19 protein-coding genes are annotated in these 25522 nt (G+C 37.9%); 13 read left to right on the top strand and 6 right to left on the bottom strand.

Features of this window, described 5'->3' with window-relative positions; translation table 11 throughout:
• Positions 1-9: 9 nt before the first annotated feature.
• Both HXT60_RS03550 and HXT60_RS03545 read right to left on the bottom strand, forming a co-directional pair.
• Entirely contained in the window at positions 10-1953 is a 1944-nt protein-coding gene (locus tag HXT60_RS03550) for a beta-N-acetylhexosaminidase (RefSeq protein ID WP_421790757.1), read from the bottom strand.
• Positions 1954-2019: 66 nt separating this feature from the next.
• Positions 2020-3159: an ROK family protein gene (locus HXT60_RS03545; RefSeq protein ID WP_004114978.1), complete on the bottom strand. Its 1140-nt coding sequence runs from the start codon at positions 3157-3159 to the stop codon at positions 2020-2022.
• A 277-nt stretch (positions 3160-3436) separates the two neighbouring features.
• Here HXT60_RS03545 and HXT60_RS03540 point away from each other — a divergent pair, with 277 nt between their 5' ends.
• Positions 3437-4393, top strand: a complete 957-nt coding sequence (locus tag HXT60_RS03540; protein ID WP_410309874.1) for an ROK family protein — start codon at positions 3437-3439, stop codon at positions 4391-4393.
• A 161-nt stretch (positions 4394-4554) separates the two neighbouring features.
• Here HXT60_RS03540 and HXT60_RS03535 read toward each other — a convergent pair whose 3' ends face one another.
• Positions 4555-6270: an acetolactate synthase large subunit gene (locus HXT60_RS03535; RefSeq protein WP_004114980.1), complete on the bottom strand. Its 1716-nt coding sequence runs from the start codon at positions 6268-6270 to the stop codon at positions 4555-4557.
• 277 nt (positions 6271-6547) lie between these two features.
• On the opposite strand from HXT60_RS03535, the gene HXT60_RS03530 reads away from it, so the two are divergent.
• The 3 genes from HXT60_RS03530 (at position 6548) to HXT60_RS03520 (ending at position 10546) form a co-directional block, all read left to right on the top strand.
• A complete protein-coding gene (locus HXT60_RS03530) occupies positions 6548-7741 on the top strand; it encodes an SLC13 family permease (protein ID WP_004113569.1) in 1194 nt (397 codons plus the stop codon).
• A gap of 391 nt (positions 7742-8132) precedes the next feature.
• Positions 8133-9518: a PTS ascorbate transporter subunit IIC gene (locus HXT60_RS03525; RefSeq protein WP_248898761.1), complete on the top strand. Its 1386-nt coding sequence runs from the start codon at positions 8133-8135 to the stop codon at positions 9516-9518.
• A gap of 299 nt (positions 9519-9817) precedes the next feature.
• Positions 9818-10546: a GntR family transcriptional regulator gene (locus HXT60_RS03520; RefSeq protein ID WP_004114987.1), complete on the top strand. Its 729-nt coding sequence runs from the start codon at positions 9818-9820 to the stop codon at positions 10544-10546.
• A 144-nt stretch (positions 10547-10690) separates the two neighbouring features.
• Here the strand turns inward: HXT60_RS03520 and rpsT are convergent, their stop codons facing one another.
• Positions 10691-10951, bottom strand: coding sequence for a 30S ribosomal protein S20 (gene rpsT, locus HXT60_RS03515; RefSeq protein WP_004113577.1), 261 nt, complete (start codon positions 10949-10951; stop codon positions 10691-10693).
• A 255-nt stretch (positions 10952-11206) separates the two neighbouring features.
• On the opposite strand from rpsT, the gene lepA reads away from it, so the two are divergent.
• The 9 genes from lepA (at position 11207) to HXT60_RS03470 (ending at position 21155) form a co-directional block, all read left to right on the top strand.
• On the top strand, positions 11207-13087 hold the full coding sequence (gene lepA / locus HXT60_RS03510) for a translation elongation factor 4 (protein WP_421790753.1): 1881 nt from the start codon (positions 11207-11209) through the stop codon (positions 13085-13087).
• A 53-nt stretch (positions 13088-13140) separates the two neighbouring features.
• Positions 13141-14406 (top strand): radical SAM family heme chaperone HemW, encoded by a 1266-nt coding sequence (gene hemW / locus HXT60_RS03505; RefSeq protein WP_421791414.1) that lies wholly within the window; start codon positions 13141-13143, stop codon positions 14404-14406.
• 45 nt (positions 14407-14451) lie between these two features.
• Complete coding sequence (locus HXT60_RS03500) at positions 14452-14907, top strand: tripartite tricarboxylate transporter TctB family protein (RefSeq protein WP_004117747.1); 456 nt, start codon at positions 14452-14454, stop codon at positions 14905-14907.
• 447 nt (positions 14908-15354) lie between these two features.
• Positions 15355-16725 (top strand): ABC transporter permease, encoded by a 1371-nt coding sequence (locus HXT60_RS03495; RefSeq protein WP_421790751.1) that lies wholly within the window; start codon positions 15355-15357, stop codon positions 16723-16725.
• Between the two features lie 24 nt (positions 16726-16749).
• Positions 16750-18090 carry an ABC transporter permease gene (locus HXT60_RS03490; protein ID WP_032833898.1) on the top strand — a complete coding sequence of 447 codons (1341 nt, stop codon included), beginning with the start codon at positions 16750-16752 and terminating at the stop codon, positions 18088-18090.
• A gap of 158 nt (positions 18091-18248) precedes the next feature.
• Complete coding sequence (locus HXT60_RS03485) at positions 18249-18887, top strand: ABC transporter ATP-binding protein (RefSeq protein ID WP_004117754.1); 639 nt, start codon at positions 18249-18251, stop codon at positions 18885-18887.
• A gap of 150 nt (positions 18888-19037) precedes the next feature.
• Complete coding sequence (purE, locus tag HXT60_RS03480; RefSeq protein WP_217430555.1) at positions 19038-19502, top strand: 5-(carboxyamino)imidazole ribonucleotide mutase; 465 nt, start codon at positions 19038-19040, stop codon at positions 19500-19502.
• The gene (gene purK, locus HXT60_RS03475; RefSeq protein WP_004113596.1) at positions 19486-20658 is read left to right on the top strand and encodes a 5-(carboxyamino)imidazole ribonucleotide synthase; all 1173 of its coding nucleotides are present in this window, start codon (positions 19486-19488) and stop codon (positions 20656-20658) included. The genes purE and purK overlap by 17 nt, the downstream gene beginning before the upstream one ends.
• A 92-nt stretch (positions 20659-20750) precedes the next feature.
• Complete coding sequence (locus HXT60_RS03470; RefSeq protein ID WP_421790749.1) at positions 20751-21155, top strand: Fur family transcriptional regulator; 405 nt, start codon at positions 20751-20753, stop codon at positions 21153-21155.
• Positions 21156-21239: 84 nt separating this feature from the next.
• Here the strand turns inward: HXT60_RS03470 and HXT60_RS03465 are convergent, their stop codons facing one another.
• Entirely contained in the window at positions 21240-23948 is a 2709-nt protein-coding gene (locus HXT60_RS03465; protein WP_004113598.1) for a bifunctional lysylphosphatidylglycerol flippase/synthetase MprF, read from the bottom strand.
• A 3-nt stretch (positions 23949-23951) separates the two neighbouring features.
• Complete coding sequence (locus HXT60_RS03460; protein ID WP_014554557.1) at positions 23952-25328, bottom strand: alpha/beta hydrolase-fold protein; 1377 nt, start codon at positions 25326-25328, stop codon at positions 23952-23954.
• Positions 25329-25522 lie beyond the last annotated feature (194 nt).

The following is a 25522-nucleotide window of genomic DNA, read 5'->3' as shown; positions in this document are numbered from 1 at the left end:
ATACTTTTCTCACATCCCTAGTATTTTTATATACCAATCCAATACTTCTCGTATCCTGTACAAGTCTGCCGTTTTACCTATTGATTCCCAACGATTTTGATATTGGGTGAACCATTCGTTCAAATTTGTTTTAAAAGATTTTGCTTCAGCTAGAGTAAATCTCTGGTTTAGTATGTACAACCCTAATTGGTTGAGCAGTTGTTGACCTTGAATGTTTAAAATGCTAGTGCTTATAAAATCTTTGTTTATATTTTCACAGTTTATATTTTCGCTGCAAGCATTTATATCGTAGATGCTCTTTGAGCATTCTGATAGAGTGCGATTATATTCTTTAGCATTTAATATTCGTGCTTCTCTTTCATTTAAGAATCGTCTTCTTGCTTGTTCTAGGGAAGTGTTCTTTGGATATCCTAATGAAAATAGTACATCTTCGTTTGCTATATTTTCGTTATTGTATTCAAGTTCTTTGAATTGCACAGCGTCAGACCAGCTGAATGCTTGTGCATGAGACGCTTGTTTAATAATGTTAAGTAAGTTTGAGTTTGTTCTGTTAGCAAATACATTACTTACCTTGTTTATTAAATCTTTTTTTGCAATATTATTAGATTTCCAAGCATATTCCGATGATATTATTACATACGGAAGTGAGAGTATTGGATCGTTTATATGTCCATAATCTCCCCAATCAGTTAACAAAAATCCTAATACATGATTTTTGTGCCCATATTCACATGTTTTGGATATGTTACTTATAGCAGAGTCAAAATCTGGTATAAGCCTATTCCAAGATTGTGTGCCAGGGCATACGTATTGATCGCGATTCTGACTTTTTATTAGTTTTATATTGTTTTCATTCACGTTTGCCGAGTAATCCCAATTTGCAAAAATAACATTTTTTGGAATATCAGCTAATAACTCTGGGTGTTTTATTGCAATATCAGCATACATTATTGGCTGCAAATCTAATTCGTGTAATTTTTCACATAGCTTTTTAATATAGGACAAATAAAGATTTGCCACTCCTATTTTTTCAGCAACATTTTTACTTTCACCGCATCCAAGGTCAAAGGTCTCATCGGCGCCAATATTAAACTTATTAGATTTAAATAGTGATGCATAATCTTTAATCCTTTTAGATATAAACGGTATAGTGTTAGGATTAGTAGGATTTAGAGTATGATGCATCATTCTTTCAACAAAACTGAAGGGTCTTTCTGATTGGTCTGGGAATTCACCAAGCTGTTTATATGAGTTACTTCTTAGTATTTCATACATGTGTCCAAAAGTTGCAAGTGTTGGAACGAGTTCTATTCCTCTTGCATAGCAGTATTCATCTAGATCGATAATCTCACTACAAGTTAATGGTGAATGTCCAATCCAGGATTCAATTGTGTCATCTAAATCGATAACATGTTCTACGTATAGTTGAAGTTGATTATATTTGTATAGACTTAACTGGTCTACTAAAGTTTTTAACCATGAAAGTTTTGGCACTCTTCCTCTTGAAACATCATAAGAATATGCTCTTACAGGTATTTCTGGAAAGTCTTGAATTTGTAATGATGGCAGTATTAGACCATATTGCATAATTAGTTGTCTTATAGTTTGTATTGCAAAGCATATACTCGCTATGCTCCCAGCTTCTATGCTTATAAGTGTTTGATTGGTCGAGATTTTAGATGAAATTTTATATTCTTGAATACGTAGATTTTTGTTAATAGCTGCCGATATAGCGCTTTTATATCCTTCTGAGTAGCTAATGCTCCAGTTGCAATTGTGATTGTTTTTCAAATCTTCACATAGCTGTTTTGCTGCTGTAGTTATTCTTAAGTCTGGTTTAATATTTATGAAACTAATATGACTTGATTGTGGAAGCGTAATAGTATCTTTTGCGTATATTGATATGTTTTGTGGTGAAGGTATTATTTCGGTATTTGAATTGTCGATTTTCATTTTGTGCTTCTTTGCTACTAGTTTTTACATTAATTTTTTGTTGATTGCTTCTTTGCTTTTTATATCTTAGAGATTCATGATTCTATTTTGAATTACTGATATACATTCTCCTATAAGAGTTATGTCATTGTTGCAAGTGCATCTTCTTACTGTACAAGGATGTTTTGGACTGTATGGACCATATTCTTGTATTGCTTTTTCTGTAGAGCTTATAAATACCTTATTTACAATGTCGGATGGTCCATAAATTACCACGTCTGTTAGGTCTAAAAGATTAATTGTTGTTGTGAGAGCTTTTCCTAAATAATTACCTGCCTCTGCTAATATATCTTCTGGTTTTCTATTTGATGTAAACATTTTTCTATGCAGTGTTTCCGCGGAAATATATGTTTCTAAACATCCTTTTTTGCCGCATGAACAATCTGGTCCTTGCGGATCTACTGTAATATGACCAATTTCTCCTGCAGAATTATTTATTCCAGTGATAATAGCATCATTTATTAATATTGATGCGCCAACACCTAACGATAACTGTATAAATATTGTATTTGGTACGCCGTTGCCGAAGAATCTTTCGGCTAGTAATGCGCTATTCGTGTCATGATCAACGATAATTGGACAATTAAAATGCTTAATCAACTCTTCTTTAATGTTTATATTTTCCCACTGAAGATTCGATGAGCGAACTACTCTTCCTTCATCGTCTACGATTCCAGGTACAGCAATTCCTATTCCTAGTATGTGATTATTTGAATTATTTATTAGAGTTTTGCAAACTTCTATGATTTTTTCACAGTTCGCATCTGTGCTTTTATATAACGATATTTCCGATCTTTTTAATATATCTCCGCACAGATTAACGACAGCGCCTTGTATGAGACAAGGTTGTGAAAGATCTATAGTTATAATGTTCCAATAGTTTGCGTCTACTTCGAGTAGTGTACCTTTTTTACCTCTTTCTATTTTTGACTCTTGACCACTTTCTACTAATATGTGGTCTTCAAGCATTTCGTACACGACGGTTGAAATAGATGCTTTTGATAATTTTGTTTTTCTTACGAGCATAGCTCTAGAAAGTATTTGTTTTGGGAATAAATAGTTGAATATTAGCATTCTGTTATTTATTCTTGCGTCGGCAGGTATGGTTTTTTGAGACACTGTCATTAATTGATTAATCATTGGCTTCGCTATTGTTTTTATGCTCATGTCGTCGTTCCACTTTTAATGCCCATTGTTTTATACATGATATTCTATCAGATAAATATATAGTTTGGAATATATACTAAAACATGTTTTTGTAAAATATTTTCTAATTTTATTTTTTATATATGAAATATTGGAACTATAGATTCCTTTATTTTTCAATGTTTTTATTAAATATATTAGATAGTCTTGCATTTTTATCTTTTAGTGCAATAATTGTACTTAATTGGTTTAATAGGGTTCAACTTCAAAGCAGAAGTATTTTTCTAAGGAGTTTATTATGACGCACAGCACACCGTCGCATATAAGCATAGGGGTAGATGTAGGTGGAACAAAAGTATTATGTGCAGCTTTCAATACTAATAATGAACTGATTGCGCATTCTCAAGTTTCTACCAAGCAAGGTGAAGTAGAGATTGTCGATGAAGTGTGCAAGCTTATTTCTGAAGTGATTAATCAAATTATCCTAAAATATGGCAATGATACTAAATTCACTATAGGAATTGGTGTGCCTGGTTTAGTTAATCAACATACTGGGCAAGTATCTGAATCAGTAAATTTGGGATCTCATAGTATAGATTTTAAGACTGAAATACGTAAACGTTTTGGATTGAATTCTGTAATAGATAATGATGTTAATGCTGCAGCATTCGGTGCATATAATTATTATGGTTCTGATTCTAGTAGTTTAGTGTTTTTGAATTTAGGTACTGGAGTTTCTGCGGGAATTATCATTAATGGCTCTATTTTCCACGGCTCCACTGGTGTGGCTGGAGAAATAGGTCATATAGTTGCTGATACGCAGGGCAGGGATTGCCCATGTGGACAGCGTGGATGTGTAGAAACAATAATCTCTGGAACTGGTTTATCTAAACTTTGGCCAGCAAAGAATGAGTATCCTATTGCGTCTTTGCTGCGCAATGTTTCTGCTAAAAATAAAGAAGCTGAAAAAGTATGGAATAAGTTCATTTCCACCTTAGTTAGTGCACTACAGATTATTACAGTTACTTTTGATCCAGAGATTATTGTTATTGGTGGAGGAGTGAGTAAAACAGGAGCAATTTTATTACAAGGCGTAAAAGAATACATTTGTAGACTTGAACAAAAATCGTCATTTTTGTCCTCACTAAAAATACCAGATCGTGTAGTGATTGCAAATCAAGAAGTGTTCTTTGGTGCGTTAGGAGCAGCTCTTATTGGCAGACGCTACGATGATAAAGCAAAGGAGGAAAATTAAATATTTAAACCGTGTTGTAAAAGTATTATAAAAATCTCCGCATTGCATTTATTCTTCAGAAAACTACCTTTAACTATCTTTAAATTGGCAGATGATAACTGAATTAATGCAAGTGCGGAGATTCTTCTTATGCAATTAGCACTCTAGTTGTCACAATCAACCTAGTTGCCAAAATCAATGTCTCCAAGCTTTTCAATAAGCTTCATGTTTTCGCTATAATCCACTGGGCAAGCTATAACGTCAACGCCGCTTTCTTGTTCCAAAGCTTCTTTAAGCATGTTGTATAAGTCTTCTGGCTTTTGTACAACATGGCCTCTAGCTCCAAAGCTTTCTGCCAATTTTGGAACATTTGGATTAGTAAAATCAACGTATTCGTGTTCTCCAGCGTGTAAGTCCATCTTCCACTTAATCAATCCGTAAGCGTTGTCTTCCCAAACTAGAACAACCATTCTAGAACCCACGCGAACAGCGGTTTCAATCTCTTGAACATTCATCATAAAGCTGCCGTCGCCCATAACAGCAAGAACAGGCTTTGTGTTGATTTTTCCACTATTATCTTTAATAAACGATGCTCCAACAGCTCCAGGCAAAGTCCAAGCCATTGTAGAAAGGCTGTTGTCTATAATGCAAGTATTTGGGTGCATTGTTGGGTAAAGCCTTGCCATCCACATTTTTAAAGCGCCTGTGTCTACAAGAACCTTGGTGCCTTCTGGAACAGCGCGCCTAGTGTCATATACAACACGCTGTGGCTTCATAGGAATACTGTTATCGTTTTCAAACGAACGTAGCTCGTCTGTAATCATTTGACGAATCTTTGGGTGAGTTACATCAAAAGTAATGTTTCTATCCTTAAGAACATTTGTAAGAGTTTTAAGAGTCTGACCAATATCTGCCATAATGTTTAGGGCAGTAGGGTAGTGTGCGTCTGTGTCTTCAACAAATGTGTTTATGTGAATAATAGTCTTGTCAATATTTGGATTAATCTTCTTAGGGTCAAACTGTTGTATAGAGAATCCAACAGCAATAATCAAATCTGCTGTATCGAAAGCAAAATTCTCATAATCCCTATGCATGAATCCGACTACGCCAAGAGCATTAGGGTGATTATCTGGGAACACGCCTTTGCCTTCAAATGTTGTTGCAACTGGAACATTAAGCTGTTCTGCAAAAGCGCGTAGCTGTTCTTGAGCGTGGCTTCGTGCAACTCCGTTTCCTGCAAGAATAATCGGCGTTTTTGCTTGGCTAATGATTTTAGCAGCTTCGTCAATAGTATCTGGAGCGGGAAGGATGTGCAGAGGTCTTGGAAGTGGAAGTGGCTTTGCGTTTTCTGGAACGCTCATTTCGCTAATGTCTTCTGGGATTACAAGGCAGGTTGCTCCTGGACGCTTTCTTTGAGCGATTGAGAAAGCTTTACGAACCATTTCTGGAGCAGTGCTTGGAGCTAACATCATCGAAGACCACTGAGTAATCGGTTGGAACAATGACACCAAATCAATGATTTGGTGGGATTCTTTATAAAGACGAGATACGTTTCCTTGAGCGCATATTGCAACAAGCGGGGTAGTGCTTGCATTTGCCTGAGCCACTGGAAGAGTAAGATTTAATGCTCCAGGTCCAAGCGTTGCTAAGCACACGCCTGGCTTTCCCGTAATATGAGCATAAGTTGCGGCCATAAAACCTGCGCCTTGCTCGTGGCGAGTAAGCACAAAGCGTATGTTTCCATTTCGTTCAATTGCTTCTAAAAGCGGAATATTTTCTTCGCCTGGGATTCCAAAAACAACTTCAACGCCTTCATTTACAAGGCATTCTACAACCAAATCTGCTGTGTTTCTTTTATGATTGTTTTGTTTTGTTTTCTGCAATTCTTCGTTTGCCATAATTGCGCTTCTCGCTTTTGCTTTAAGTTGTTTCAGCCTTTAAGCTTAAACTTCAAGACTTCTTTTCCATTTATAATATAGTCTTCTACGACATGCGCCCATTTTGCGCGTGTCATAAAAATGGGCGGATTTTTGCCTATTCGCTTTGTGGCAAAACTAAAGCTCTTTTAAGACAATATGCCTTGTTATTTCAACGATTTTGTCGGGAATTTTTGCCCCTTTGGATTGGGTTTCTTATACAATTGAACGAGTTGTGTATTTTTGTCACGGAGGAACGATGAGGCGCTGGCTTCTGAATTTGGTCAAGTGTGAAACCATCCTTATTGTGGCCGCCGTTTTAGCTGTTATTTCTTGCTTTTTCGTTCCACCAGATGCGCAATATTTTAGCTACATTCATGTAAACACTATTTCTCAACTTGTTTGCTTAATGATGGTTGTTTGCGGATTCCAGCGAATAGGCGTTTTTAGAAGCATTGGCGCGAATCTTCTTAGAAGAGTTAGGACTGAGCGCGGATTAGTTCTGGTTCTTATGTCTCTAACGTTTTTCTCAGCGATGCTTATAACTAATGATGTTGCACTTGTAACTTTTGTTCCTTTTGCGATTTCTGTTTTGATGATGGCGAATGCAGAAAAGCACGCAATTCTTGTTGTGACTTTAATGACGATTGGTGCAAACGTTGGAAGTATGCTAACTCCTATTGGCAATGCACACAATTTGTATCTTAAAGCGCTTACTAGAATGTCTACTGGTGGATTTCTTTCCATTATGGCTCCGTACACGCTTACTGCTGCGATTCTTATGATTGCGTTTGCGTTTGTGTTCTTTAGCTCTAGAAAAGTCGATCAATTTGAGGGCTTGCATGGAGATGACATTGAACAAAGTGTCTTGGCTCCGCACTCTAAATCACCTAAACCAGATGAGATTCGCGTTATGGGTTACGGTGTTGGTTTTACTCAATGGCGAGTTATTGTTTATAGTCTTTTATTTGTTTTGTGCTTGTGTGGAGTAGCTGGCTGGATTCCAGACTGGATTATGGTTTTGGCAGTTGTTATTGCCTTTATTATTTGCGATTCGCATGTGTTCCGCGCTCTAGACTGGGCTTTGCCTCTTACATTTATAATGTTCTTTATTTTTATTGGAAACATGCGTAGGGTCCCAGGATTTACCGAGATTGCACAAATGTGGGTTGGCTCTCATCCTATGGAAGTTTCGGTTGTTTCTAGTCAAATGATTAGTAATGTTCCAACTACTATCTTACTTTCAGGCTTCTGCGACCAGTGGAAGATGCTTATTATTGGTACTAATCTTGGCGGTATGGGAACGCTTATTGCGTCTATGGCATCTTTGATTTCATACAAGAGTATTACGCATAAGTATCCTCATAATAAGGGTCGCTATTTGCTTATGTACACAATTGTGAATCTTCTTTTCTTGGCTGTTTTGATTGGTTTAGCTTGGATTATTGAGTAGTGTTTTTCCGGCTTTTTGCGTGATTTTTGCATTGTGGGTGTGTCTTTTATTGCAATTATTGTGATTATTTTCACATATTTTTACGTTATTCTGCAATGAAATGCTAGTAAATTTCAGATTATTTGCGATTTTGTTGTATTATTTTCTATTAAATCGCAATTATGCTTAATAATTTTCATTTTATTTAAAATATATACGAAAATCATCAAAAATTGAATATAACATTATAACAAATTTATGTCTTGGCTTATCCATTATTATGGCTTCTTGCACTAAGTTAAGTTTGGGCAAAAGACTTTTGGCATTAATTACATTTTCTCTCTTGTAATTTTGTAAATTATGCATGCCAAAATCAGCTCACATATTAATAAAAATATATAAGGAGAGAACTATGAACGGTGTTCTGTCTATACTGCTAGATGTTTTTAGACAACCATCTGTAATAGTTGCAATGATTTCTCTAATTGGTCTTGCAGTACAAGGCAAAAAGATTTCCGACATAGTACAAGGCTCTATTCGTACAATGATTGGTTTCTTAGTATTGGCAGCCGGATCTGGAGTAGTCACTGAAGCACTAAATCCTTTTGGGAGCATGTTCCAATATGCGTTCCATGTTCAAGGCGTAGTACCAAATAATGAAGCTATAATCGGTACAGTTCTTATGAAGTATGGATCAGAAGCAGCATTAATCTTCTTCTTTGGAATGATTGTTAACATTGTTTTATCAATAACATCTAGATTTAAGTTCATTTACTTAACTGGTCACGTTGCATTCTATATGGCAAGTATGCTCGCAGTAATCTTCAATGTCGCAGGTTTTAATACTCTAACCGTTATTATTCTCGGATCATTCGCTCAAGGTCTACTTATTACGATTTCTCCAGCATTGGTTCAGTCATTTATGCGCACTGCCTCCGGCAAAGATGATGTTGCACTTGGACATCCTACGAGTAGTGGAGTTCTTATTGGAACTTTGATTGCAAAACTTACAGCTTCTAAAAAGCATCCGTCTAAGTCTACTGAAGATATTAAGTTCCCAGCTGCTCTTGGATTCTTAAAAGATACAACTGTTCTCATTGCACTTTCAATGGCAATTATCTACGCTGTTGTAGCACTTTTTGCGGGGCCGCAATATATTGAATCGCATTTATCTAATGGGCAAAACTTTATTGTGTTTGTTATTCTTAAGGCTGCAATGTTCTCTGCAGGCGTTTTCATTATTCTTGCAGGCGTACAGGTTGTTTTAGATGAGATTGTTCCAGCATTTAAGGGAATATCCGAAAAACTCGTTAAAAACGCTAAACCAGCATTGGATGCTCCTATGACTTTTGGTTTTGCTCCAAACGCTGTTCTTATTGGATTCTTGGCAAGCTTTGCTGGCGGAATTGTTGGAATGGTTATTATGGCTTTGGCTGGCACAACAGTTGTTATTCCAGGAATTGTTGCGCACTTTATGGCTGGTGGTGTTACTGGCGTATTTAGCAACGGCCAAGCTGGTAGAAGAGGCTGCGTTGTAGGCGGTTTTGTTAATGGTATTGTTATTACATTCTTGCCGTTACTTCTTTTGCCTGTTTTGGGTAATCTTGGTTCTGCAAACTCCACTTATTCAGACGCTGATTTTGGTGTAACTGGAGTTTTTCTTGGTTACACGAATGTTGCAGGAGGCAAAATCGTAAGTATTATTGCAGTTGTAATATCTTATATTCTTTTCTATGCGTCTTCAATATTGTTGACTCGCAGAGAAAATAGTAAAGTCAAATATGCAATTGAAAACTAATACAATTGTGAAGAGTTATTGTAGAAATTAAACTTAAATCACAATTAAAAATAGAAACGATAAGTCTAAAAGGTTATAATCTTGCATTTGCGATTAAATAGCAACTTTAATCAATAATTTAAGATTGTAGCCTTTTGTAGTATAGGCACGCCTTAATCGTATATTGGCATAATATACTGATACTATGTAACTGTTGTGTGTTTTGAAAGCAAATTTGTAAAAATTTTCTTAAAAGCTTCATTTTTTAAGATTTTTTTTTAATAGCTTTTAAAAGAAAATTACTATTTGGAGAGTGGATTGTGACCGAAGGTGTACCTAAATATATTGCCGTGCGAGACAATCTTAGGAAACGCATTGACTTAATGGAGCCAGACGAACAACTTCCTCCAGAAGTAGAATTGTGTAAGCAATACAACGTTAGCCGAATTACTCTTAGACATGCAGTTGATAATCTGATATTGGAAGGTCTGCTTGTAAGAATACAAGGCAAAGGAACTTTTAGAGCAAGAGATGTTATTCACAGTGTTAACCGTGAAGTTATATCAGACCAGGTTCAAGGCTTTTACCAGAATTATTCTGAAAGCAAAGAACATATACGAATCAAAGTTATTCAAAATGATGTAGTTAAAGATGAATCTGCTGCTTATAAGCTTGGTTTAGATGAGTCAATTGATCTGATTTGTGTTAAACGATTAAAGTACGTTGATGACGTTTTGTCTAATTACAGTGTAGTTTATCTTGAAGCTTCAAGATTTCCAAAAGTTTTGACTCATGATTTTACGAAAAAATCTTTAGCAGAGTTTCTAGAAAGCGATTACGCTGTAAAGCTTTGTGAAAATGATTTGTCTGTTCATGTTGAGCAACTATGTGGAACCATGGCAAAAGTTTTACAGGTTGAAGATAAAACTCCATCTCTTGCAGTTGAATCCATTGTTAAGGACTCTTTTGGTTCAATAATAGCCTTTGGTGCTGCTGTTTATACACCAAAGTATTGTGATATTCAATTCAAAATGCATATTACTGTTTGATATTACTTTATTTATTCTTGAACGATTCTTGTTTTTCTATATAAAAATGTTCTAGTATACAGAAAATCTCCGTTACCAAATGTAAACAAATGATAACGGAGATTTTTCAAACTCTAATTAAGATCGCAATCTAATGCGACTATTTTAAAGAGCGTTGATTGCCAAAGCAAGACCAGACTTACGGTTTGCAGCCTGATTCTTATGAATCACACCACGACCTGCAGCCTTGTCAAGCTTCTTAGCAGCCACTGCGAATGCAGCTTCAGCTGCAGCCTTGTCACCAGCAGCGATGGCTTCACGAGTAGCGCGGATAGCAGTCTTCAAAGCAGACTTCACTGCCACGTTACGCTTGTGTGCCTTCTCATTGGTGAGCACGCGCTTTTTCTGCGACTTAATGTTTGCCACTATTACTCCAAACGACGTTTGCTATATCAAGGACATACAAAGGGTAAGCATAGCATGATTCTTGGATAAAACCACTAATTTTCACGAATATTAATCACCATAATGCTTACTGCATGCATTAAATGTAATTAAGTGCATAACTTGCTGTTCTTATCTTCTTGGACTAGGGTAGTCAAGTTGCTACCATTAATGAGTTACAGTGCTTGATGCACATTATACTATATATTCATTGTGTCTTAAAAGGAGATATTTGCTTTGATTACACCGCATAACCAGCCAGGATTTACGGATCAATCGTTGATACGCAACTTCTGCATTATTGCGCATATAGATCACGGCAAGTCTACTGTAGCGGATCGCATTTTGCAGCTTTCTGGAATTGTGCCAGAACGTGAGATGCGAGACCGTTTCTTGGATCGCATGGATATTGAGCAAGAGCGCGGAATCACTATTAAATCGCAGGCTGTTCGCGTGCCGTGGACTTTTGACGGTAAAGAGTACTCGCTTGGCATGATTGATACTCCTGGTCACGTTGATTTTACTTACGAAGTTTCGCGTGCGCTTGCAGCATGCGAGGGTGCGGTTTTGCTTGTGGATGCCACTCAAGGTATTGAAGCGCAGACGCTTTCTAACCTTTATATGGCAATCGAACATGATTTAACGATTATTCCTGTATTAAACAAAATCGATTTGCCTAGTGCGGAGCCAGACAAGCATGCGGAAGAAATAGCTGGATTAATTGGTTGCAAGCCTAATGAAGTTTTGCGTGTTTCTGGGAAAACTGGCGAAGGTGTAAAAGATCTTCTCGACCAAATCGTGCTGGAAGTGCCAGCTCCTAATGGAAATCCTAATGGCGCTGCTCGTGCGCTTATTTTTGACTCAGTCTACGATTCGTATCGCGGAATCGTCACATATATTCGTATGGTTGATGGCGAGCTTAAATCGCGTGAAAAATTGCATATGATGGGCATTGGCATGACGCATGATCCTATTGAAATCGGCGTTATTAGCCCAGATATGGCTCCAACCAAGGCGCTTGGAGCTGGAGAAGTCGGCTACGTAATTACAGGCGCAAAAGACGTGAGTCAATCTAAAGTTGGCGACACTATTACTAGCGCTGTAAATCCCGCATCTGAGCCTTTGGAAGGCTACAGAGACCCTAAGCCTATGGTTTACGCTGGCTTATTCCCAATAGATAACGCGCAATTCCCAGAGCTAAGAGATGCTCTCGATAAGCTAAAACTTAACGATGCTGCTCTTATTTACGAGCCAGAAACGTCGGTTGCGTTGGGATTTGGTTTCCGTTGTGGATTCTTAGGTCTTTTGCACATGGAGATTGTTTCCGAGCGCTTAAGCCGAGAATTTGGATTAGATCTTATTTCAACTGCTCCAAACGTAACTTACGACGTTACTAGCGAAGACGGTACCGAGCATCATGTGACTAATCCTAGCGAGTTCCCAGAAGGCAAAATCAAGCGCATTATTGAGCCAATGGTTGCTGCCGACATTATTGCTCCAAAAGATTTTATTGGCGCTATTATGGACTTGTGCCAAGATCATCGTGGGGAAATGGGCACAATGGAATACATTAGTGCCGATCGCGTGGAAATGCACTACAGGATTCCTCTTGCAGAAATCGTTTTTGACTTCTTCGATCAGCTTAAAAGCCGCACAAAGGGCTACGCTTCTCTTGACTACCACGAAGATGGCGAGCAAGCTGCAGATCTTGTTAAGGTAGATATTCTTATTCAGGGAGATAAGGTTGACGCTTTTAGCGCCATCGTACATCGCGATAAGGCTTATTCTTACGGCGTTATGATGACGAAGAAACTTCGCGGACTTATTCCTCGCCAACAGTTTGAGATTCCAATTCAGGCTGCAATTGGCTCGCGTATTATTGCGCGCGAAACGATTAGTGCGCTTAGAAAAGACGTGCTCGCTAAATGCTACGGCGGCGATATTACTCGTAAGCGCAAGCTTCTTGAAAAGCAAAAGGCTGGTAAGAAGCGCATGAAGATGCTTGGACACGTTGAAGTTCCTCAAGAAGCGTTTGTTGCGGCTTTGGCTACGGATGATGGCGCAAACGATAGAGACACTAAAGATAAGATTCGTGCAGCGCAAAAGTCTGAAGGCTGAGGATTATATTGAATTTTGAATCGAACAAGCCTAGTGAAGATTCGCTTTCAAGCATGCCTTTTGAAGTTTACGTGCACGTGCCGTTTTGCTTGCGTCGCTGCGGTTATTGCGATTTTAATACGTATACTGCTCGTGATTTGGGCGAAGGTGCGAGTCGTGAAGGGTACGCGGATGTTGCGATTCGTGAGATGCGTCTTGTAAAAAAGTGGCAGGAATTTCACGGGATTTTCGAGCCTAAAGCGCAATCTGTTTTCTTTGGCGGCGGCACTCCGACTGTTCTTAAAGCGCAAGATTTAGTGCGAATTTTGCAAGAAATACGTAACTTGTGGGGCATTATGCTTGGCGCGGAAATAACTACGGAAGCAAATCCAGACACTGCAGACGAGTCTTATATTGAGACGCTTGCAGAAGGTGGATTTACGCGAATATCTTTTGGAATGCAATCGGCTGTGCCGCATGTGTTAAAAACGCTTGACCGCACGCATACGCCAGAAAATGTAGAGCGCGGAGTTAAAGCAGCGGATGCTTGTGGTTTGCGTTCGAGTGTTGATTTGATTTATGGAGCTCCAGGGGAGAGTCTAGACGATTGGCGAAAGTCGGTAGAAATGGCTTTGAGCCTGGGCGTTAACCACGTTTCCGCGTATGCGCTAACAGTAGAGCCGCGCACAAAAATGGGTCGCCAAATTGCTGCTGGCACAATTCACGCGCCAGATGACGATGATGAAGCCGCGAAATACGAAGTTGCAGACGAGTTTTTTAATTCTGCTGGCTTAAAGTGGTATGAGATTTCTAACTGGGCGCGCACTGGTTTTGAGTCTCAACATAATCTTGGATATTGGAAGAACATTGATTGGGCAGGAATTGGCCCAGGGGCTCATTCTCACTACAATTCTGTTAGCGGCATTAGCAAGCAAAGCATGGATGATTGTGCTCTTTTGGCGGATTCAAGCAAGTTTTACAATCTTAGATCTTGGGATATTTTGCATCCAAAACGTTGGGCGCATGCGATTAATGCAGGAAACGTGCCTTGGCAAAACTACGAGTGTATAAATAGCGAGGATGCGTTGATAGAAGAGGTAATGCTTGGGTTGCGCATTAGGGAAGGTCTTAGTATTGATGAATTGTGTACAAAGATGCGTAAAGCAAATTGCGAATTTGACGATTCTTATTTGCAAAAAGTGCTAATCGAAGTGTGTAAAGAAGATTTGGCAGTGTTGAACAAAAATCGTATTGCTGCCACTCGAAAAGGGCGTTTATTAAACGATTTATTAATCGAAAAAATTGTTGACGCGTGCCAAAATGGCTTAGTTATGCGTTAAAATGATTCGTATTGTGTGAAAATTCAATGCAGAAAGGAATCAATCATGGCAAACCGCAAAGAGCGTAGAGCAAAAGCCAGGCAGAGTCGTAGGGGAATCCCGTCTCAATACGATCAAACGAATGGCCGCGGTCGCGGTGGAATGATTGACGAATACAATCTGCAAGAACATTCAAGAAGGCTCCAAGAAAACGGCGTTGACGGTTGGAAGCCATCTTCTAGCGTTACAGAACAAGAGGAACAGTTAACTCGTAATATTAAGCGAGCTAAGGCTGGAGATGATACTTGGAATACTGTTCGCAAAGTTATTGGCGTGTGTTCTTGGGCTGTTCTCTTGCTTTCTGCATTCGCGTTCTTGGTAATTATGTGGCTGCCAAGTCAGCCAATGGTGCTTGTTATAACTGTTGCAGTGTTGTTTGCTTTGGGCGTGTTTGGACTGTTCTTTAGCTTTAGCAACTCTAAGCAAAATCCGCGACTCGATCAGCACGGTACCGCGCTTTAGTTAGATTTGGGTCGATTTAGGTTTGTTTATAAATAAAAATAATTAAGGCGGGCGCTTTGGTAATACAATGTGCGCGCCTTATTTCTTTTACACGCTTTTATCTATGCAAATCCTGCAAAATGATCATGCAAATTCTAGTTAAATCATGCAAAATAAATTTTTTTGACTAGTAAGTTTTAATTTGTAAAACTTATAGTTTGTTTGCGTAATTTTCTTCTATAATCATTTGACAACTAAAAATATTTAAAATGATTATAACAATATTGCGCATATTTTTTAGATTAAATCAGTAATTTTCATAAAATTTTCTAAGATATTTAAAGAAAATCAACAGTTCTTTCTTAGCTTTTTATAAGGGTAAATCATATAAGCTACGAGATTGTACTTATTGTACCTATTTTGTAACAGACAATTTCAATGACAAGTGTTCAATGAGGAAGGTAGTCGATGACATTTATTTCTCGCGCAATACGCTACGTTTTGAGAAAAAGAGTGAAATCAGCAATAGTGTTTGTAATATTAGCATTAATTTCAACGCTTCTGCTGGCATCTTCTGCAGTTGCGATTGCTGCAGAAAAAGAAGGCAAAAAGGTAGAAGAACAGGCAGAATCTAGTTTTGTTTTAGCAAATAATCCGCAAGTAAATCCTGGAACTCCTAGGGGAGCAGGAACTGTTAAGCCAAGTGATGTTAAAAAAATAGCGTCACTAAAAAATGTTGATTCGTATGTTTTGCGTCAAAATGTTACTGCCGATTTAGTTGGTGCAAAAGCAGCTAGAATCAAAGGTGTTCAAGACTACGATGCTCGTAGAGAAAAGCAATTTGGAAACGCTGTAAACTTAGAGGGAACAAACTCTTCTAAGGGCTTAAATGCGTTTAAAACAAAATCAATTCACATGGTTAAAGGAAGAGCTTTGCAAGAATCAGATGAGCATGCTTCCTTAATCCACGAAGATTTAGCAAAATTAAATGGCTTAAAATTAGGCGATTCGTTAACGCTTAAAGCAAACCCGTTTGACGCCGATAATCTTAACCATTCTACGGAGCAAGTAAAAACACGCATAGTTGGAATTTATGGCGGAGCTAATAATCGCCCAGTTGCAACACGTGCGGAATTAACTGCAAATACTGTGTATACAGATTTGAAAACAACTAGAGAGCTTTACAAATATAAGCCTGGAAAAGAGATATATCAGGATGCAAGTTTTAAGGTTAAAAAAGGAGTGGACGCAGATTCTGTGATTGAAGAAGCGTCTAAGCTTCCGATTGATTTGCAAAACTATCAGATTACTCGAGATGATCAATTCGTACAAGGCATGATTGGAGCAGCAAAAGGCGTAAAATCCATGATGAACATAACAGTTATTGCAGTAAGCGCGTTTGCTGTAATTGCTTTAGGATTAGTGCTTATTCTTTGGATTAATGAGCGTAGAAGAGAAATTGGTGTTCTAACTTCAATTGGTGTTGGAAAGGCGTCACTTGTATTGCAGCAGATTTCTGAGCTTGTGATACTTGCTATTCCAGCTATTGCAATAGGTTACGGTTTTGCGAGCGCAATATCTCCTTGGATTAGTGATTGCGCATTAGGCTCAGTAAAAAATTCTGCCGCGCAGCAGCTTAGTTCGATGGGTCAAGCTGGAGGAAATCTAGAATCGAGCATGGCAACGAGAACATTAGATAAGATTGCTGTTCAAGTTAACACAGAATGTTTAATTCAATCGTCATTAATTGTTCTGATGGTTATTGTTGTGGCAGTTGCGTTGTCTTATCTTCCTATTTTGCGAAAGTCTCCTAGAGATTTGCTTGGCATGCAAAAGTAGTTGGCTGCAAAAGTAGGTGGTAAAATGACTCAAATTATAAAAAGAGCTTGGCTAGCTATAGTTAGAAAACCAAGGCGCAGTGCTATTTTAGCTTTGATTATTACGGTTGTTCTTAGTGCGCTTATTTGCCAGAGTGGAGTTATTGCTTCTGTAAAAAATCTAGAGAATCAATTAACTTCCAATATTGGTTTAGGTTTTAGCGTTTATGCAAAAACGCAGGGAGAGACTTTGCCAGAGTCTGATTCTTCTAGTGATTCCGCTAATCAATCGCAGCAAGATATTCCTCAAGATTTGCAAAAAAACGAAGGAATTCCAGAAAATCTTATTGCAAAATTTAAAAAGATTAGTGGAATAAAAACTATTGCAGAAGAAAAAGATGTTTTAGCAAATCCTGTTAACGTTAAAATTGTAGCGCCAATACATGGTCCGCGTTTAGACAATGATGAGATGTTTTCGCTTGTTTCAATAACGGGAACAACTAGATCACAGTTATCACAAGGATTTCAAGAAGGATTATATAAGCTTGAGGAAGGTAATCATATTGATTCTTCGGCACCTGGCGACTTTAAGCGCGCAAAATCTGCAATAATTCACAAGTCTTTTGCTAAGCAAAATAATCTTAAACTCGGCTCTGTTTTAAAGCTAAAACAAGGCAGCAAAAGCATTAATCTTAAGGTTGTTGGTATTTTTTCTGGCAAGATGCAAACAAAAGGTGCGTTGCCGTCAGACTCTTCCGAAAATCGCGTAATAACTGATTTAGAATCCGCTCTTTACCTGTCTGGAAGTAAAAATCGCAGTTCTATAAAGTGCGTTATGCAAAATTCAAATAATCTAACTAAAGCTTTAGAAGAAGCTAATAAAATCGCTAAAAACGATGGCGATGGCATGCTTTCTGTAGAAAACAATGCGCAAAGATTTGCCTCTGTTCTTCAATCTGTAAAAACAGTTAAGCAACTAGTAACAATGATTTTAATGTGTCTTGCATTAGTCGGAATTATAGTGCTTGGTTTAGTTCTTGTTTTTTGGGTTCGAGGAAGGATTCACGAAGTTGGAGTTCTAATGGCAATTGGTATGAACAAGTCTGTAATAGCTTTGCAAATGATTATAGAAGTTTTTATAATAACAGCCTTCTGTTCAGTTGCATCAATTCTAATTGGGTCTGCAATATCTTCAAGTGTAGGATCAATGCTATTGGCTAATGTCTCAAATAGTACAATTTCTGACTTAAGCATTTCTTGGATTCCAAATAAACAAACATTTTTTGCTATTCTTATAGGATTTGCTATAGCGTTTGTATCTCTATGCATTGCTCTTGCGCCAATAATGTTTAAAAAGCCTCGCTTTGTATTGAATTCAATGAGCTGAGGTGATTTTCTTAGATAATTAATATGAATCAATTAGAAGATTGGATTTAACTGGATTTTATTAAGAATAAGATTCGGATTCTGATAGAAAATTAAAAATTTACAAGTATTAAATATTAAGTATGAAATATTAAATTTAGAAAATATTGGAGTTTTATTATGACTACTTTATTAAAACTTAACAACGTTGATTATTCTTATGGTGCAACTAATATTCCTGTTCTTAGAAACGTTAATGCGGATTTTGAATCAGGGAAAATATACAGTATTACAGGTCAATCTGGAGCTGGAAAATCCACTATGCTATCTCTTCTAGCGGGATTAGATACTCCAACAAAAGGAACAGTATTGTTTGATGGACAAGATATTTCCAAGAATGGTGGATATTCTAATCATCGCAAGAATCATGTGTCTTTAGTTTTTCAGAATTTCAATCTAATCGACTACTTGACTCCTGTAGAAAACTTGCGTCTTGTTAATTCAAATGCTGATTCCAAGATTCTTAAAGAACTGGGACTTAGTGAAGACGAATCAACTAGAAATATAACAAAGCTTTCTGGCGGGCAGCAGCAGCGAGTGGCTATTGCGCGAGCGCTTGTATCTTCTGCTCCTGTTATTCTTGCCGATGAGCCAACAGGTAGCTTGGATCCAAATACAACACAAGAAGTTATATCAATCTTAAAAGACGCAGCTCATAAACACGGAAAATGCGTGATTGTTGTAACACATTCGAGCGATGTGGCGGCTGCTGCAGACATAAAATATGTTCTCAAAAACAAACAGTTAACAAAAAAATAATATAAAAGACTAATTATCAACGATTTTTCCGTGCTTCTGCGTAAAGTAAAACCTGTGCGTAACCTTTGCGCAGAAGTTGCGTATCAGTGCATACACGGGGAGGTTGTTGTGGCTGAAGTGTCAGATTCTAAGCCTATTGTGGCAGTTGTTATGGGGTCTTCAAGTGATTGGGAAACCATGCGTCATGCCTGCGAAATCCTAGAAAGATTCAGAGTGCCGTATATGAAAAAAGTTATTTCTGCACATCGCACTCCAGAACTTATGGCAGATTTTGCTCACAGTGCTAGAAAAAATGGTTTTCGCGTAATTATTGCTGGCGCTGGTGGAGCGGCCCACTTACCAGGTATGATTGCTGCTCAAACAACTCTTCCAGTTGTTGGTGTTCCTGTAAAATCCCATGCTCTTTCGGGCTGGGATTCTTTGCTTTCTATAGTGCAAATGCCTGGTGGTATTCCTGTTGCTACAACAGCTGTGGGCAACTCGGGAGCTACAAATGCTGGTTTGCTTGCAGTAAGCATGTTGAGCACAACAGATAATCGTCTTGCAGACGAACTTGAAGATTACCGTCAAGAATTAAAAGAGAAGGTTGAGGAATCTAATGCCGAGCTTATCTGAAGTCACTAATGGTGCTGTAGAGCGTTTGATGCCAGGAGCCACTATTGGAATTATTGGCGGCGGTCAATTGGGACGCATGATGGCTATTGCAGCTAGACATATGGGATTCCGCATAGGAGTTTTAGATCCAACGCTTGATTGCCCAGTATTTCAGGTTGCAGATTTGCAGGTTGAGGCAAATTATGATGATCCTGAAGGCTTGCGCGAGCTTGCTGAACGTTGTGATGTTCTTACATACGAGTTTGAAAATGTTAACGCAGATGCGTTAGATAAGGTTCGTCATTTAACAGCTATTCCTCAGGGCACAGATTTATTGCGTGTTACACAAGATCGTGTTTGTGAAAAAGAGTTTATTAATAAACATGGCATTGAAACAGCTAAATGGCGTGAAGTCAATAATCTTGACGATTTAGACGCAGCAATCGAAGAAATTGGTTTGCCTGCTATTCTTAAGACTCGTCGTGGTGGCTATGATGGTCATGGTCAGGATGTTCTTCGCACTGAAGAAGATGTTGCTAATATTCATCACCGTTCCGATAGGGGAGGAAAATTCCCTCCGTCTATTCTTGAAGGCTTTGTAGATTTTGCTTTTGAAGCTTCAATTCTTGTTTCCGGCAATGGTAATGATTTTGTGACTTATCCTCTTGTAAAAAACGTTCATCACAATAGCATTCTTCATATGACTCTCGCACCTGCAGTTGTGGATCCTGTTGTAGAAGAGACCGCACACGATTTAGCGCTTCAACTGGCTAAAGGTTTTGAGCTTGCTGGAACGCTTGGCATTGAGTTATTTATTACTAAAGATAATCGTGTAGTAGTAAACGAGCTTGCTCCTCGCCCTCACAATTCTGGGCATTACACGATTGAAGCTTGCGATATGGATCAGTTTGAAGCACATATTCGCGGTATTGTTGGATGGCCTTTAAAAAAGCCTAAGCTGCTTTCTCCTGCAGTGATGGTTAATGTTCTTGGTCAACATGTTGCTCCTACTCGTTCTCTTATATTAGAGCATCCAGAATGGCATGTTCATGACTATGGAAAGGCTGAGGTTCGTAAAAATCGCAAAATGGGTCATATTACTGTTTTGTGTGATGACCCAGTTAAAGAAGCTGCAGAATTAGATGCTACTGGCTGTTGGGATGACGAGCTTGATTAAAAGATTTAGTATTAGTCTTAAAATTTAAATAGTTATAGTTTGTTGGACTAGTATTAGATTTTTTAATAGTTTGAAAGGTAAAAGGTTAAATAATGGTTGGTGAGCCAGTACGCAGAAACACTAAGCAAAAAGAAACTGTTCTTGAACATTTAAGAGCTTCGCGTAATTTTGTTTCTGCACAGAATCTGCATCGCCTGCTTGTGGAAGATGGTGAAATCATTGGTTTAGCCACAGTGTATCGTCAGCTTAATATGCTTGCACAAAGTGGCGAGGTTGATACTGTTCGTTTTAATGGACAGCAACTATTTCGCATTTGCGATGAGAATACTCATCATCACCATCTTGTGTGTGAAAAGTGTGGTAAAACCGTGGATATAGAGCCTCCTGATGATGAGGGTTGGATTCACAAGATCGCCGAATCTCATGGGTATACGGTTATAGATCACACTTTGGAAGTGTTTGGATTATGCCCAGACTGTAATCAGAGTGTAGATTGATTGCAAACTCATTAATCAATCTAATTAATTACAGTTAAAAATCAGCCTAGATTTAGAATTTAGGCTGATTTTTCATTACATGAACTATTTTTTAAGAGTTTTTAGCATTTCTAAAATCTGCTTAGGATTAGTCTCTGGCAAATAAGAGCTTGTAACAGCTAACGATATTTGTGCTAGTTTTGCAGAATCCAAATAGCATATGTATACAGGTCTATTAGTAGGCTGGAACTTCTTTTTAAAGAAATAAAGCGACTTAAATCCGTATGCTGGCTCCAAAATATCGGACATCATTTCAAGCGTATGAACAATAATATCATTTGATTCATGATGATTTGAAGATTGAGAATCTCCATGAATTGTAGGCTTTTGGCTTGCCTGGATATCTTTACTAGAATCCTCATTGCTTAATGTAGAATTTTCACAAATATCTGTTATTCCAGCAAGAGGAGCTGCAGAAAGACTCATAAACTCCACAGCAGATTCTGGATTTTCAAGACCTTCGTCTCTTAACCGTTCCGCCATTCTAGCGATAAGCAACTCCATAATTCCATTAGGGCTATTCGTGCGATGTCTCATAAAATCAAGAGTCCACCCGATTATGCGATTATTGTCATAAGTCGGCATCCAACTTGTAACCCCAAGAACGCGATTATTCTCGTCAATCGCATACAAAATCTTTACTCTAGGATCATGCAATTCTTCCAAACCGCCAAGAGTAAACTTCATTTCTGGAAGGGCTTTAAGTTCCGCCCATTCTTCCGAAATCTCAATAATTTGTTGCTGAACTTCCCAAGGAGCATCGTTGTAAGTGCTAAGAACATCTGTTATTCCATCACGTTTTGCCTTGTTTATGGCAGTGCGAATATCCTGCCACTTTTTACCCCTAGTTTGCCACTCTTTAGGGTAGACTAGCATATCGCTTCCAACTTTTATAGAAGAAAAACCAATAGATTCCAAGGCTTTTCGTTCTTCATCGTGAACAGCGTAGAATGCTGGAGACCATGAATTTTGTTCGCAAAGTTGAATAAACGCTTTCAAATCTTGTTTATATTCTGTTTTATCTCCAAAAGGACCAGTTAGAGTTAAAGCAACTCCATATTTTAGTCTGTATGCTATTGCAGAATGTTCAGTGGCGGAGAACCAATAGTGGTTATCATGCCATGTTGTCATAAAACTCATGGTGTCTCCACCAAGTTGAACTAACTTGCTTGCTTTTTTGCGGTCTTCTTCATTAATTGTTATTTTGTTTCTAAACCACACCATGCAAACAGCAAAAAGAACAAGCCAGAATAGAACTCCAACACCTTGAGTTATTGCTGAAGACAAAGGAGTTATAGGTGTAAGCATGGCATTGGACCTTAATCCAAAGCCCATAGGCATCCAACGCCCTGGAAGGTCACGTAGTAAATGATGCAAGTCTGCTACAGGCTTAAATTCATTTGGTGCAATCAACCCGAAGCAAACATATCCTATTCCAGTAGAAAATAGTGCAAAAACAATTGCAGCTAATCCAACTCTGCGCTCAAGCTTATCACTATGATTTGGAAAATGCTTTATGCTTATAAACAGTAGGATTGCGATTAATAAAGGAGGCAAAGCTGTAAGCATAAAGGCTATAGAAGTAGCATTATTCTTGTGGAAAATCATGGTTTGTTTAGTTGCAATCAAAGGCAAAATGGCAAAATACATGGTTGCATATACTGCTGTAATTCCGTTGATTGTTATAGCAGCATAAGCTGCAAGTCTTCTTCCGCGTAAAAGTCCCCAAGATATAATCATTAAAGTGACGATAGGCAAAAGAATACGAATCCAAAGACCTCCTATTGTTGCGTGTTGTAATCCTGAATGAAGCAGGCAACTGCTTGAACTATAGTTTGATATACATCTTGCTAGCCACGGTTTCGTACCCATTTGCGGAGACATGAATAAACCTAATGTAGTTAGTATTCCAGCGTGAGATCTAGAAGATAGTGCAAGAACTGGTCCTAAAGCCATAACAAGTTGAGTTATGGAAAATAGACGTCTAATCTCGTAGTCTGTTCCTTCCCACCAGTTCGCGCTTTTTACAGTATTTGTATTAGCATTGCTATTTTTGTTCATCAGATTGCCAATAATATGGCCACAAATTGCTGCAAAAATTGTGCAATAATCCCCAGGATTTCCACTATAAAGAAGCATCGCAGACGTGATTGCGTATCCTAAAACAAACATTCGTCTACGCCACAATATCGATTCGCATGTTGCTGCAGCCATAAAAGCTCCAACAAAAAGTGTAAAAGGAGAAAGTCTAATTGGTATTCTAGTAATCCAACGCATGTTTCTAATAATCATTGAAAGATTACCGATTAAAGTAAGACCGAGTATTGTTCCAATAAGAGTGCTTGTTACAGAAACAAAAAGCAAACGCATTTTACCGATACGTGTTTCGGCTAACCCTATTAAAACAAGTGAAAGTATTGCATTTACTATTAGAGATGGGAAACTATTTACAAAAAATAGCGAGTGGAATAGTTTAATCAGAAGCTGTGTAATATTTCTATGCCCAAACAAAAAAGTAGAGCTTATTTTCGGTTTATGATACGAGAAGAATTGTGAAAGAGTTGCATTGGTGCCATAAGTATAGATGTGCATTACGGTACTGAAAACCCAGTGAATAAGGTTAATAACCAAGAAAACTAGAGTTATTTTCGCTGCTAGCACGCGCTGCGATAGCCACATGCGCACATCGTTGGTAAGAACGCTTAAATGATGTTTTGCTGTAGACTCGTGATTTTTTGATAAAAAGTTTGGCATGATTTATCGCCTCACCTTCTGATTGATAACCACTTGAATATTATTATAAGAGTTTAAATCTGGATAATTGCTTGTTATTCCAGAATCTTTACAAAGATGGTCGATTACAACTTTTAACCCATTTTGAACGGTATGCCAATCGTGTCCAGATCCTTTAGAAATCATGGTTATAACGCTTATTCCAGACTTATGAGCCGCTATAGCAATATTAGACTGATTTACTTGCGATTTAGGATCCCAAGCTCCAGCTATAGAGTAATAATTTTGTTTTAAAGGAGCATTTTTTCTCATTATGTTTGCTGGAATATGCTTTTCGTATTTTTTGCGATCTCCATCAAAATAACGTTTTATTGTTTCATCGCGATTCTTGTATGTTGGCTCTAGTTCTCCGCCTGCAGAATACATGTTTCCAAATAGTTTAGGATAAGCTGGCACAATCTGAGTTGCGCAAGTTCCTCCTTGAGAAAATCCTCCCATTAGCCAAAGTGCTGGATTGTTGCTGGCTGGTAGATTTTTATGAATCCAATTAACAACATCTTTTGTCAAATAAGTTTGTGCTTTTCCATAAACCTTTGTATCCGCGCAAAGAGAATTGTGTGTTGCAGTACCGTTTTGATCTGGTGACACAACAATCGGAGCTAAACCATTATGATCCTTAGCATAAGCGTCTAAGGTGTTTACAATTTCGCTCGCAGCAAATAGCCTATTAGGGCTTCCTGGTTGACCAGAAAGAAGAACCATTACAGGTAGTTTTGGAGCGTATTTTGTTAAAGCTGCTGGTGGTAAGTAGACGTTTGCGGTGCGGGCACGGAAGTTAGATGTTGTTGCGGGAATTTTAACGGATCTACTTATCCCTTTGGATGGTATTTTGGGGAGCTTGTTTTGTGCTGCAAGTGAATTCCAATCAGCGATTTCCATAACCCCATTATGTTTATTATGCTCTTCAAGCTTCGGATAATTACCTAATCCGAATACTGATCCAATAGTTGTGTATTCGCCATAAATCATGTTTACGCGAATCATTGTGGCTAAAATAAACAAAATAATTGAAAATATTGCAAAAGCTCTTCTATATCCTTTAGATATTATAGCCGCGCTTAAAGCAAATCCTACAGCCGCAAATCCTCCTGCAATAGAAAAAATCACAAGCCATCCTAGGCTTACTCCGAATACAAGAAAAACGTCTGAAATAAGCCAAGTTATAAATCCAAATATAAGTGCGAATAATGATGCAGAACCTAATTGTGTTAAAAGAGATGGAAAATACTTTATTTTTTTAGATTTTGTTATTAAAAGGACAGCTAAGCATAATCCAGATATTGTGAATATACTTATAGGTAGTATGCCGTGCATTAGGTTAATTGTGGCAATAAACTTCATTCTTACTGTTCCTTAAAACCTCACTAGATTAGAGCTATCAAAAAATACAGCCGTTGATAATATAATTCGTAATCCTTAAAATTTTCTATATTATGTCATCAATTATAATGATAAAAGATACAGAGTTTATTGCAATACGTCAAAAGTATGAATATACACAATTGTTTACTACAAGTTATGTTTATTTATGACGA

Source organism: Gardnerella sp. KA01002 (genome assembly GCF_049244015.1).
GTDB lineage: Bacteria > Actinomycetota > Actinomycetes > Actinomycetales > Bifidobacteriaceae > Bifidobacterium > Bifidobacterium vaginale.
Note: the sequence above shows the minus strand (reverse complement) of the source record. Positions and strands in the feature narration are given on the sequence as shown.

Coding starts and splice junctions, on each gene's coding strand:
- HXT60_RS03550 (WP_421790757.1), bottom strand. CDS start 1,953: ATGAAAATCGACAATTCAAATACCGAAATAATACCTTCACCACAAAAC.
- HXT60_RS03545 (WP_004114978.1), bottom strand. CDS start 3,159: ATGAGCATAAAAACAATAGCGAAGCCAATGATTAATCAATTAATGACA.
- HXT60_RS03540 (WP_410309874.1), top strand. CDS start 3,437: ATGACGCACAGCACACCGTCGCATATAAGCATAGGGGTAGATGTAGGT.
- HXT60_RS03535 (WP_004114980.1), bottom strand. CDS start 6,270: ATGGCAAACGAAGAATTGCAGAAAACAAAACAAAACAATCATAAAAGA.
- HXT60_RS03530 (WP_004113569.1), top strand. CDS start 6,548: ATGAGGCGCTGGCTTCTGAATTTGGTCAAGTGTGAAACCATCCTTATT.
- HXT60_RS03525 (WP_248898761.1), top strand. CDS start 8,133: ATGAACGGTGTTCTGTCTATACTGCTAGATGTTTTTAGACAACCATCT.
- hemW (WP_421791414.1), top strand. CDS start 13,141: ATGCCTTTTGAAGTTTACGTGCACGTGCCGTTTTGCTTGCGTCGCTGC.
- HXT60_RS03500 (WP_004117747.1), top strand. CDS start 14,452: ATGGCAAACCGCAAAGAGCGTAGAGCAAAAGCCAGGCAGAGTCGTAGG.
- HXT60_RS03495 (WP_421790751.1), top strand. CDS start 15,355: ATGACATTTATTTCTCGCGCAATACGCTACGTTTTGAGAAAAAGAGTG.
- HXT60_RS03490 (WP_032833898.1), top strand. CDS start 16,750: ATGACTCAAATTATAAAAAGAGCTTGGCTAGCTATAGTTAGAAAACCA.
- HXT60_RS03485 (WP_004117754.1), top strand. CDS start 18,249: ATGACTACTTTATTAAAACTTAACAACGTTGATTATTCTTATGGTGCA.
- purE (WP_217430555.1), top strand. CDS start 19,038: ATGGGGTCTTCAAGTGATTGGGAAACCATGCGTCATGCCTGCGAAATC.
- purK (WP_004113596.1), top strand. CDS start 19,486: ATGCCGAGCTTATCTGAAGTCACTAATGGTGCTGTAGAGCGTTTGATG.
- HXT60_RS03470 (WP_421790749.1), top strand. CDS start 20,751: ATGGTTGGTGAGCCAGTACGCAGAAACACTAAGCAAAAAGAAACTGTT.
- HXT60_RS03465 (WP_004113598.1), bottom strand. CDS start 23,948: ATGCCAAACTTTTTATCAAAAAATCACGAGTCTACAGCAAAACATCAT.
- HXT60_RS03460 (WP_014554557.1), bottom strand. CDS start 25,328: ATGAAGTTTATTGCCACAATTAACCTAATGCACGGCATACTACCTATA.